We start from the raw sequence: 12080 nt of genomic DNA, 5'->3' as shown, positions 1-12080 counted from the left end.
ATCCGGAATTCCTGCAGTGCATGAAATCTCTCTTTTTGTTATATTATAATGACAGATGTCAGACAGACATTCACAATCTGCTCTGCCCTACTATAGTTTCTGAATGCCTGAAAGTTCAGGAAAGAATCAGTTTCTGACAGGGGATTTCTTCCCTGTCCAGAAGTTCCATCTCACGTTTGCTGCATGTACTGATGATTATCTGCCTTTTCTCCTTATACATCCATCTGAGAACTGCCGCAAGATCTTCTTCCTCATACATCCCAAAGATGTTATCCAGTATCATCGGCAGGCTTTCTTCCTGACATAAAAGCTCACCTGCCGCCATGCGCATGGCAAAATAAATCAATTCCAGGGTACCACGGCTCAGATGCTCCAACGCAACTGTTCCATCCCCGGCAGTTACAGTCATATGGCACGCTGCATCCATCAGTACATCCTGATACTTGCCGCCCGTAACCTCCCTCAGAATCTGCGAAGTACGCGTCTGAAGCCTTCGTCCAAACTGAAGATGAATATTTCCTGACAATCTCTCTATGGTTTCCATAGCCATATTTAAAGCCTGCAGCTCCCTCTCCTCAGATGTAGGCAGACAGGAATTTTCCTCATATTCCCTGTATTCTTCCTGAATATTACGAAGTTCTGTTTCTTTCTCATCACAATCCTGTCTGAGGCTTTCTTTACTGCACTTAAGTTTCTCCTGTCTGGAGATCCAGCGTTTCTTCATCCGAATTCTCTTCTGAAATTCCCTTGCATACTTCATCTGCTGTTTTCCACAAAGTCCCACCAGTCCGGCAGCAGCTACAGCCACAGTCAGGCTTACCGCAATACTGTCTGCTATGATCGCAGACAAAATCAGTCCGAGAATGCCGGCAAAAGCTGATATCAGCATTCCCACCGCAAATCCGTTTCTTCTGGCCTTCGCTTCTGCCATTCTCTCATCCAGAATAATTTCTCCACTTTCATCTCCGGGACGCATCCTTAATGAGCCTTCTTTCTCATCAATCTGAACCAGCTCTTTCTGAATCTCGTTCAGTTCGTTTCTGATATCATCCATCTTTGTGAGAAGTTTCTGACGTTCCTGTTCTGTCTCTTTCTGTTTTCTTTCTGCCTGAACCTGATAACCCTTTCTGGACATTTTAAGCATCTGCATGGCACGCCCCAGATCCATGGCACCGTCTCCGGTTCCCTGACAGCCAGCCATAAATTTTTGCAGTTCCCTGATCAGATCCTGCTCTGTCGCACTCTTTAACGGCCCAACAAAAACTGCATTATCACTGATTGCTTCACTGATATCTTTAAAAAACATACTTTTAATATACGTATGGATTGTTGTTCTTTCGTTTTCATTCTCCCCATACAGAACGTTAATTCCCGGAGAAAACTCCAGGGTTCTGTCATTGATCGTTCCAAAATTTTTGATATTTAAATGTCTGATAATCATATTCTACCTGTCACCTGCTTGTCTCCAGTAGAGCCTGAAGGCCATAATATAATGCCTTTTCCTCCACCGCATTTCTGTCTTTTTCAGAAAAATAGCTGATATAGTCACCGATCAGTGTTCCACTGTATTTTTTCTGAAGTGCTTCCAGATCATAGGCAGGCTTTGATTCATCCAGAATCTCTGTCACATAGCCAAAAGACTTCAGTCTCTCAGGAAGCAACAGAAGTTCCGGTGCCCTGGTTCCCCGGATCACAATCCTGTAGATATTCATGCGTCCTTTATTTGCCAGATCTGCCTTCAGCATCTCTTCCAGCGATGCCTGAGTGGAGTCCTCACGCAGCATCAGAAGAATCTGTTCATAAGAACGGCAGGCAAAAGGAACAAAATTTATCCTCAGTCTTCCTTTTTCCAGATGGCCTTCTATGTATCCGTGATCACCCAGATCATTTCTGTCAACAGGCTCCAGTGCACCTGCGTAGGCTGCATTATCCCGGATCAGTATCTGGGGTTTATGAATATGTCCCAGAGCAACATAGTCAAATCCTGATGCAGCAATCGATCGGATGTTCATGGGGATGTGTCTTTCGTCTCCTCCATGAGCCAGCAAAATATGAAGTCCCTCTCCCTCTGCAGGGTGTACAGAATCATAAAGAGGATCCTCTATTTCCTGATGTTCATAGCTCAGTCCATATACATAAACATCCAGTTTCTCATCTTTCACGCAGGTAATCTGTTCATTCTTAAAAAATGTCACGTTCTTTTCCCACTGAAAATCCCGGTAAAAAGAATCCACCCTGATATAGTCATGGTCTCCTGCCATCAGATAAATCCGGGTATCCAAAATAGTGGAAAACAGGTCATTTACTTCTTTCAGTTCCCGTAGAAGAGGCTGACGGTGGAACAAATCTCCTGTTATAAACAACAAATCCACCGGATTTTCGCGGATACCCGCAATAACCCGGCGGAAAGTTTCCCAGATTTCTTCCTCCCGCCTGCTGCTCCATGGACAGCCCCTGTCCGGGACCGCTCCAAGGTTTACATCTGCAAGATGAATAAATCTCATGCCAATCTCTCTTTCTATAATATTTTTGATATCTGCGGATTGTTCTACAGCTTCAATGCTCCCACAATACTGATATCAGTCAAATTATAAATCACAGTTCTTAACAGTTCTTGGGAATGGGATTACGTCGCGGATATTGCCCATGCCGGTAAGGTACATTACGCAACGTTCAAATCCAAGACCAAATCCTGAATGGCGTGTGGAACCATATTTACGAAGATCAAGATAGAAGTCATAATCCTCTTTCTTCAGTCCCAGCTCGTCCATACGTTTCTCAAGTTTTTCAATATCATCCTCTCTCTGGCTTCCACCGATGATCTCACCGATTCCAGGCACCAGACAGTCCATAGCTGCAACAGTCTTGTTATCCTCATTCATCTTCATGTAGAATGCTTTGATTTCCTTCGGATAATCTGTTACAAATACAGGTTTCTTAAAGATCTCCTCTGTAAGATAGCGCTCATGCTCTGTCTGCAGATCGCATCCCCAGAATACTTTGTAGTCAAATTTATCGTTGTTCTTCTCCAGGAGCTCCACTGCTTCTGTGTAAGTAACATGTCCAAACTCAGAATTGATCACATGGTTCAATCTGTCCAGAAGTCCCTTATCAACGAAAGAATTGAAGAAATTCATCTCTTCCGGTGCATTCTCCAGTACATAACGGATCACATATTTCAGCATTGCCTCTGCAAGATCCATGTTATCGTTCAGATCTGCAAATGCGCATTCCGGCTCGATCATCCAGAACTCTGCTGCATGGCGGGTTGTGTTGGAATTCTCAGCACGGAAAGTTGGGCCGAAAGTATAAACATTACGGAATGCCTGTGCAAAAGTCTCACAGTTTAACTGTCCGCTTACTGTCAGATTGGTTTCTTTTCCAAAGAAATCCTGAGAGTAATCTACAGCACCCTTGTCATCAGTCGGAACATTATTCATATCCAGAGTAGTTACCTGGAACATCTCACCTGCACCTTCACAGTCGCTTCCTGTGATCAGTGGAGTATGCACATAAACAAATCCCTGTTCCTGAAAGAAACGATGGATTGCATAGGCACACAGAGAACGTACACGAAATACTGCCTGGAATGTATTTGTTCTCGGGCGGAGATGTGTGATGGTTCTTAAGTATTCAAGACTGTGGCGTTTCTTCTGAAGTGGATAGTCTGGTGCAGAATTACCCTCTACTGTAACTTCTGCTGCCTGGATCTCAAATGGCTGTTTTGCCTGTGGAGTTGCTACCAGTGTACCTTTGACAATAATCGCTGCACCTACGTTTAATTTGCTGATCTCAGCAAAGTTCTCCATTGTATCGTGATAAACTACCTGAAGAGTCTCAAAAAAGCTTCCGTCGTGAAGCACGATAAATCCAAATGTCTTGGAGTCACGTACGCTTCGTACCCATCCGCCTACTGTAACCTCTTTATCCAGGTATTTTTCTCTCTCTTTGTAAATCTCTTTTACTGTTGTTAACTTCATATCTATGTTTCCTCTTTCTCCTCATCGTTCTGGTCTTACACAAAAAGACGAAACGCTGTTTCTGATAACAGCCATCTCGTCTTTTAGTATAGACTATTCCCTGTTTTCACGCAAGGAGTAATCTGGTATTTAACCGTGTTTTTTCTTTCTTAAGCCGGCACTCTCAACGAATCCATACATTTTGCATAAATACGCTTATATGTCTTTACAGTATAGTGCAGTCCGTCATCTATAGTACCGCTTCCGTACTTATCACTTGCAAAGCTGTATCCTGTTGATTTCAGATAAGAATACATGTCAATATAAGTGTAATCAGAAGACAAATTTGACTTCATATACTCATTGAAAGATCTGACTGCCGCCTCACTTCTGTCCCCTCTCCCCGTATTGGAAAGCATCAGACGGTTCACCGGATTTACAGACATAAAATACAGCTCACATCCTTTGCTTTTAAGCTGTGGTGCAATCCAGTTATAATATTCCACATAACCTGCATATTTTGCCAGATCATTTACACCAAAGTTAAAGATCACTGCTGTTTTTCTTGAAAGAATACTGTTGGTATCATGTTGTACCATAGAATAAAGCTGTGCCCAGCCTGTAGTGGTAAACCAATCCAGTCCCTTTCCGGCAGAGCAGACAAACTTCACGTTTTTAATTGCGGATTCTCCCATTCCTTTCAGGACATTTGACATATATTCCGTACGGGAATCACCTACAAAAATCACCTGTTTATATTTATAGATATCTACCTGCGGAAGCTGATCCTCTGTCAGATCCGTTTCCGTTGCCCTGTTAAATACCACTGCATAGAGATCCATATTTTTATCTACTGTGATTTTCTCCTCTGCTTCATATTCCGGAGAGGTACTCTGCATGGATTTTGTGGACCATCCCATAAAAGTATAGCCTTCTGCATCTCTTACCCCCGGAAGAGAATAGGAGGTTCCCTTCGCCAGTGTTGTTTTCTGCCATGTACTGCCGTCATACCTGTGTAATGTCAGCAATACCGCCTTCTTCTGTACAGCATACAGTGTAATATTCTTTTTTACCGTATATGTTGTCTTCACATTTACCTTCTCGGAATTCTTCTTAGTAGACCATCCCAGGTTAACATAGCCAGTTCTTGCCGGTACTTTGGCAAAAGTAACCAATGTTCCCTCTTCTACTGTCTGTGTAAGTTTTTTGTAAGCTGAGTTTGTCTTTCCATTTCCCAGATAATAGCTGATCGTATAATAATTACTCTTTCTGCGCACTGCAAAAAACTGAGTTGATTTTTTTATCTTTACTGTCTCACCTGCTGAATATTCCGGTTCTGTCTCTCCCTTTACAGTCGTCCAGCCCAGATTTACATAACCTTTTGCTTTCGGAACCTGGGGGAGTGTTACCTTCTGATTTTTTCCTGCATACATAGTAAGAGAAGTATAGACTTTGCTGGTACTTGTTCCACTGTTATTATTGAAAGCAACCTTATAGGGCAATTTCTTATATACTGCGTAGAGATTTAATGATTTTGATACTGTTATCTTCTGATTCACCTGATAATCAGCTTTGGAAGCTTTTTTGCTTTTTGACCATCCCAGAGACTGATAGCCTGCTTTGGTAGGTACCGACGGCATTGTGATCGTAAGCCCTTTTCCGATTTTCTGATTAAGACCGGCAAAAGTACTGTTGCTTGCTCCGGTATTGTTCATAAACTTCACCTGAAGCACCGTACGGCGTACAATATAGAAATCTGTGTCGTCAGTCACTGTAAATTCTGAATTCAGTGCATACTTTGCATCAGAACCTTTCTTTATATCTGTCCATCCATAATTAATATATTTGGAAGATGGCATATCCGGAAGTATGACCTTCTTTGTCTCATACACTTTCAAAGTACCATTGGAAAATATACCGGTTCCTGAGTTATTATAAAGAGAAACTGTACATTTCTTTGGCATATAGAAATTTAATACGCCTTCTTTGAGAAATATATTCCAGCTTTCACTTTTCTTCAGTGTAAGGATATCTCCCCCCTTCAGACTGATCGCATCTCCCAGCTTCTCATCTTTCTCCAGTTTCCACATATTCGGAGCACTTTCATCCGGTACATTCGGCAGGATCAGGGATTCTCCCCATGTCATTACCGTCCTCAGATGTTCACATTCCTTACCCTCTCCATCTATAAACCGGAGCATGATTTCTTTTTCCGGATTAATTGTCGGTGTTGGCGTAATCGACGGGGTCGGTGTCGAAGATGGTCCCGGTGTAACTGACGGAGTCGGTATGACTGATGGTTCTGGTGTGACTGATGGCGTCGGAGTCTCTGTAGGCACCGGAGATGGTGTTGGTGTGCCATCTGGTACAGGAGTCACTGTTGGTGCGGGCGTTTCTTCCGGATCAGAACCTGCCGACAAAATATCCCCATTATCAGCAATGTATGAATTTTCCTCACCGGAACTGAAAATCTGTTCAAAACTGTCCGGAGTGCTGAATTCTGCTGCCTGTGCCGGAACTGCGGCAGTAATCATCGCCACAGTCAGAAACACACTTGCCAGACGTTTTCCTCTTTTGTGTCTTTTTCTGTACATATTTACCTCCATTTTGCAAAACGTCCCGACATACAATATGCGGGACGTTCTCTATGCATTCCCAATCACTCAAAAACATTACCAGACCTTTACAGCCTGCTTATATGTAAATAATACCAGATTTGTCATCCTGCTATGTAAACACTGTTTTCTTATGGTTGAAAATATTCCTTATAATTTATTGATAAATCTCATAAACGCCTCTCTGCCTTCTACAGTGCATTTATATACGCCGGCATCCTCCAGTACATGGACAAATACATTGCCGACTTCTTTTCTGAGAACATCCTGAATGTTGTTTTTATCAAGTTTGTCATATTTCGGAAGGAATTCTGCAACCCATGCTGCATGTTTCTCAATCTTCTCATTTGAAGAAATGTCTTTGCCTTCCAGAATATATTCTGCCAGAAGTTCCAGTTCTTCTTTTAATCTTGCCGGAAGTACGGCAAGTCCCATTACTTCGATCAGGCCAATATTCTCTTTCTTAATATGATGATACTCTGCATGCGGATGATATACGCCAAGAGGATGTTCATCTGTAGTAATGTTATTTCTCAGTGTAAGATCCAGTTCAAATACATCTCCGGATCTGCGGGCGATCGGTGTGATCGTATTATGCGGTTCTCCATCCGTTTCAGCAAAGATAAATGCATCCTCGTCTGTATAACCTCTCCACACTTCCAGAACATGTGTTGCAAGTTCTGTCAGTTTCTTTTCATCTTTATGACGAATCCTCAAAACTGAAAGAGGCCATTTTACAATGCCAGCTTCTACATCCTCATATCCCGGAATTGTCACATGCTTTTCGATGGGTGCCTTTGCCATTGCGAAAGTATAATGTCCGCCCTGGAAATGATCGTGGCTCAGAATAGAACCGCCTACGATCGGCAGGTCTGCATTAGATCCCAGGAAGTAATGTGGGAAAATTTTTACAAAATCAAAAAGCTTGATAAATGTATTCTTCTCGATCTTCATCGGAACATGCTGACTGTTAAAGACGATGCAATGTTCATTGTAATACACATATGGAGAATACTGGAATCCCCAGGGACTGTCATTTACAGTGATAGGAATGATTCTGTGATTCTCTCTGGCAGGATGATTGACTCTTCCTGCATATCCTTCGTTCTCCGGACAAAGAAGACATTTCGGATAGCTGCTGGACTTTGCAAGTTTGGCTGCTGCGATTGCCTTTGGATCTTTTTCCGGTTTGGAAAGATTGATGGTGATATCAATTTTACCATATTCACTGTCTACTGTCCATTTCTGATCTTTCTTTACACGATAACGACGAATATAATCGCTGTCCTGACTGAGTTTATAGAAGTAATCGGTTGCTTCCTGTGGATCTTTCTCATATCTGCTCCAGAACTCTTTCTGTACCTGCGCCGGACGCGGCATCAGACAGTTCATAAGTCTGGTATCAAAAAGATCTCTGTACACAACACTGTCTTCTATAAGGTTTCTCTTTACAGCTTCATCCAGAAGTGCATTTAATACCTCTTCCAGCTCAATATCTGTATACTCCTCCTCAGGTTCCACATATTCGTCTTCTTTAAAGACATCCAGAAGAAGATTTATTGTATAATTCTTCTCGCAGGCCGGTGTAAGTCCTGTTTCTACTCCGTACTGTACTAATTTCTTAATGTTCTCATATAACATTTGTACGTTCCTCCGTTTCGCTGTTACTGTTTCATTTCTGCAGTAACTTAATTTAAACAATAAATTTCTCTGCCACTGTTTGTCCTTTTTAGAATACTCAAATATCACAGAAATGTAAAGAAGGATTTTTACAATTTTTTCAATTAATAACTGGCAGGTTACTGTCACACCGTGATCAGCTGCCTGCCAGTTATGATTTATTATCAGTAATTTACCTTTTCTATATAGGTGATAAATACATTTCCGGCCTTCTGGAACAGATCTGTACTGTCATTCAGTCCATATGGATATGTCTCTTTCTTAACCGGATCGTACAAATACGTATTATATTCATCATATCCTACGATCAGCACACTTGTATTGGTTCCGGTTTTGGCAATCACAGGACGCTGTGCGCTTACTTCATACAATACATTGTCCAGACTGCATCCTGAAAGATCGATCACTGTACCTGTTTTCTTAAGACTCTTTTTCAGGGTTTTGATGTCATAAGTTCCCTGAAGGAGTATGTCAGGAAGTTCTTCTGTACCTATCTGTATTTTCGTTTTTTTATTGCCACGTTCCCATACATACTGCTGTGCACGGTTCAGCACTACACCTCCCAGTGTATCAGCACGCTGTACAGCTTTTGCCGGATCTGTATAAATACTGTCCAGTTCACCCTGACCATAGACATAATATGCGGTTTCCTGTGGAATCTGTGTATCGAGCACAATATCTTTTTTATCCGTACTGCTTACCTTCGCATACATAGTCAGCGGTGAATCTGTCTGTTTCGTCATATTAAATACCAGTTTTACACGAACACCTGTCCTGGATGCGGAAACAAGTTCCGTTCTGACCGTATTTGCCGCTGCCTTTTTATTATTCATGATCGTGTCTTTCTTCTGGGCAACATAGGAAGTATCTCCTGATTTCGCGGAAAGTTCAAACTCGATCAAAGTATCTCCAACAGAAATATCCGTGATATAAAGTCCGTCTTTCTTATATTCTTTTTTTACATTTCCATCAAAATCTTCAATACGCAAAGTACGGATTCCCACAGATTTATGTCCTTCTTCATCTTTAAGAATATCTGATTTATCCAGAATTCCATAAATCAGATCTTCATTCATAAATCCGACAGTGCGGAGCTTCTGCTCTTTTTGCGGTGCGATCAGCCGTGTCTTACAGGTATCAAAATCAATTTCTTTGATGTTTCCTTTTTCATCACCCTCTGAAACCAGCCAGGCTGCATGATCATTGTTGTCAGATGATACAAAATTCGCATTTTTTATTCCTTTTTCAAGAATCTCACTGGAATTATCTTCAATATTGATTTTGTAAAGATTCTTCGCCAGAATGAGAAACAACTCATTTTTTTCATTGACATAAGATAATTTTTCAAGATCTTTCTTCAGAAATTCAAATGACTCTGATACAGGGATAAATGCTCTTTCTTCTGCCACATTTTTATCATGATTGTAATGATAAACCCCAATACCTTCGTATCCTTCATGGCTTCCTCTGTTCATATATCCATAAAGTACGAAATCAATATCCCCCTCATCAGTTACTCTGACGATCTTGATATCATGCTGAGTTCTGGAGTCGCGGAAATCCCCATCTTCTGCTTTTCTGAAACTGAAAATCTGATTTATCTTTTCATTACCCGGTGAATAGGACCACAAGTCCCCCTCCTGAACAAAAGCTATCACAGTAGCAGCATCATTCATCATATATTCTACATTTTTATCCCGCACACCAAGGATAATTCCGTCATCAGAGCAGACAGGAAGTGTACCGTCAAATACCTGATTTGCAGAGCGCCGGAAATCCAGCAGATAAATTCTGGTGTCCTGATATTTCATTCTGTAGAATTCTTTTACATCATATATTTCTGTCTCCTCATTCTCATTCTGAGATGTGATCTGATATTCCAACGTAACACTGGCAGTTGTTTCATTGATTTCTTTAATGACAGGAATCCCCTCCTGGCGCAGTTGTGGTGCCAGAGTTCCCCAACTGACCTCACTCAGAGACGAATTAATATTGATTCCCGAATAATTCGTTGACGCTCCTGTTGTTTTTGGCTCCAGATAACTGCCCAGTGCATCTGCAGAATTTTTATCCAGACACGCTTCACAAAAATATTTTACAAAAGCTGCATAATCCGACGCATGCACCTGAGATCTGGAAACAACTCTCGTGTAATAATATGCAGTACTTTCCTTCATTTCCAGTGCAATCTGCATGGAATATTCCTGATTCATGCGCAGATCACTGCCTATTTCCACATCAACAGACAGATAGCCGTCCTCTTTTGACAGATTTTTTATTTTCTTATTTTCGAGAACCTTACTTCCATCAGATGTACGGATTTCATAAGAAAAACTTTGCACCTCCGAATCATACGGATTAACCTTAAATGTCAGCTTCTTTGAAGTATCCAGAGGTGTCACACTGTCTCTGGTAAAATCAGTCTGCATAGGCTGCGCATATCCATACATCCGGTTTATCAGTGTACCGTTCATATCTATCATGACTTCCGGAAACACCGCATCATTGAAATCAGAACGGTTATCTGTAAACTCACTGTTAAGAAGCAGTGCAGTACCCACTGTTCCAAGCAGGAATACCAGCAGAAGAATACCTGCTTTTTTCAGTATCCTTTTCATTACACACTCCCTTCCTGCTCTTTTTCATTCAGAAGTCTGTCCAGTGTGGGATGGATATTTAAGGCTGTAAGCATTTCCTGCATCTTACGTTCATCCTGTTTTTTTCCTGTTTTCACAGCTCTGATCAGGAGATTCTTAGGCGTATGCTCCATATCGATAAATTCCAGGATCTGTGTATCATAGCCTTTATTCTCCAGAAGATTGGCACGCACTGCATCTGTGATCAGTGCAGACATTCTCTCCTTCAGGATTCCATATCGCAGAACCGGCTCCAGCATTTCATTCTTAATCTGTTTATTAACCTCATGCTGACAGCAGGGTACGGAAAGGATCACCTCAGCACCCCATTCCACGGCTTTGGCAAGTGCATAGTCTGTGGCTGTATCACAGGCGTGAAGTGTCACTACCATATCCACAGAGGATACTCCCTCATAATCGGCAATATCACCATGATAAAAATGCAGCTTCTCATAACCATATCTGAGTGCCAGAGAATTGCATTTCTCTATAACATCCATTTTCAGATCAAGGCCAATAATATTGACATCATATCCCTTTAATTCTCTTAAATAATAATACATGGCAAAAGTAAGATAACTCTTTCCACACCCAAAATCCAGAATTGTCACTTCCCGTTCTCTTGAAAGTCTTGGAAGCACATCCTCAATAAATTCAAGAAAGCGATTGATCTGCCTGAATTTGTCATATCTGGCATGAACGATTTTTCCCTGAGCGTTCATAACTCCCAGATCGATCAGAAACGGAACCGGTACTCCTTCTTTAAGAATGTACTGTTTTACCCGGTTATGTGCCTGAATCTGAACCTTTTCTTTCTGTTCATGATGCTTCTGCTTAATGGTCATTTTACCTTTTTTACTTACAAGGACTACTCCGTCAGTCTCTGCCCCCTGTGCCTGAAACTGTCTGAAATTCTCTGCGAGTTCAGCTTCCAGATATTCGATCAGTTCCATACGTCCATAGTTCCTGTGCAGAATTTTCTGTCCCTGTGTAGCAGATGCCTGATAACAGATCTGTCCTTTCAGCCGGATCGGACGTATCTTTACTTTTGATATGCCGTTTTTATTTCTTCCGGCACTCAGAACAGCCTGTATCAGATTTTCATTTATCTGTTCTTCTAAATATTCTCTTAAATTTTTCATTATTCTTTCTGTCTGTCGATATCATTATCAATTAATATATAACTTACT

General features: G+C 41.5%; 7 protein-coding genes. All 7 read right to left on the bottom strand.

Going from position 1 to position 12080, the window contains the following annotated elements; all coding sequences use genetic code 11:
• Window positions 1–115: 115 nt before the first annotated feature.
• The 7 genes from G4417_RS09330 to G4417_RS09300 all read right to left on the bottom strand — a co-directional run bounded on the left by G4417_RS09330 (window position 116) and on the right by G4417_RS09300 (window position 12032).
• Window positions 116–1441: an ATP-binding protein gene (locus G4417_RS09330; RefSeq protein WP_173683625.1), complete on the bottom strand. Its 1326-nt coding sequence runs from the start codon at window positions 1439–1441 to the stop codon at window positions 116–118.
• Window positions 1442–1451: 10 nt separating this feature from the next.
• A complete protein-coding gene (locus G4417_RS09325; protein ID WP_173683626.1) occupies window positions 1452–2504 on the bottom strand; it encodes a metallophosphoesterase family protein in 1053 nt (350 codons plus the stop codon).
• 84 nt (window positions 2505–2588) lie between these two features.
• On the bottom strand, window positions 2589–3980 hold the full coding sequence (gene asnS / locus G4417_RS09320; RefSeq protein ID WP_008706954.1) for an asparagine--tRNA ligase: 1392 nt from the start codon (window positions 3978–3980) through the stop codon (window positions 2589–2591).
• Between the two features lie 149 nt (window positions 3981–4129).
• Window positions 4130–6553: an InlB B-repeat-containing protein gene (locus G4417_RS09315; protein ID WP_173683627.1), complete on the bottom strand. Its 2424-nt coding sequence runs from the start codon at window positions 6551–6553 to the stop codon at window positions 4130–4132.
• Window positions 6554–6724: 171 nt separating this feature from the next.
• Complete coding sequence (galT, locus tag G4417_RS09310) at window positions 6725–8215, bottom strand: UDP-glucose--hexose-1-phosphate uridylyltransferase (RefSeq protein ID WP_173683628.1); 1491 nt, start codon at window positions 8213–8215, stop codon at window positions 6725–6727.
• A gap of 203 nt (window positions 8216–8418) precedes the next feature.
• Complete coding sequence (locus G4417_RS09305; RefSeq protein ID WP_173683629.1) at window positions 8419–10872, bottom strand: hypothetical protein; 2454 nt, start codon at window positions 10870–10872, stop codon at window positions 8419–8421.
• Window positions 10872–12032 (bottom strand): class I SAM-dependent methyltransferase, encoded by a 1161-nt coding sequence (locus G4417_RS09300; RefSeq protein WP_173683630.1) that lies wholly within the window; start codon window positions 12030–12032, stop codon window positions 10872–10874. Before G4417_RS09300 ends, G4417_RS09305 begins: the two co-directional genes overlap by 1 nt.
• Window positions 12033–12080 lie beyond the last annotated feature (48 nt).

The organism is Blautia wexlerae, assembly GCF_013300825.1.
Lineage (GTDB): Bacteria > Bacillota > Clostridia > Lachnospirales > Lachnospiraceae > Blautia_A > Blautia_A wexlerae_B.
Note: the sequence above shows the minus strand (reverse complement) of the source record. Positions and strands in the feature narration are given on the sequence as shown.

Bases quoted from the DNA above. Each gene is read 5' to 3' on its own strand.
- G4417_RS09330 (WP_173683625.1), bottom strand. From the start codon at position 1,441: ATGATTATCAGACATTTAAATATCAAAAATTTTGGAACGATCAATGAC.
- G4417_RS09325 (WP_173683626.1), bottom strand. From the start codon at position 2,504: ATGAGATTTATTCATCTTGCAGATGTAAACCTTGGAGCGGTCCCGGAC.
- asnS (WP_008706954.1), bottom strand. From the start codon at position 3,980: ATGAAGTTAACAACAGTAAAAGAGATTTACAAAGAGAGAGAAAAATAC.
- G4417_RS09315 (WP_173683627.1), bottom strand. From the start codon at position 6,553: ATGTACAGAAAAAGACACAAAAGAGGAAAACGTCTGGCAAGTGTGTTT.
- galT (WP_173683628.1), bottom strand. From the start codon at position 8,215: ATGTTATATGAGAACATTAAGAAATTAGTACAGTACGGAGTAGAAACA.
- G4417_RS09305 (WP_173683629.1), bottom strand. From the start codon at position 10,872: ATGAAAAGGATACTGAAAAAAGCAGGTATTCTTCTGCTGGTATTCCTG.
- G4417_RS09300 (WP_173683630.1), bottom strand. From the start codon at position 12,032: ATGAAAAATTTAAGAGAATATTTAGAAGAACAGATAAATGAAAATCTG.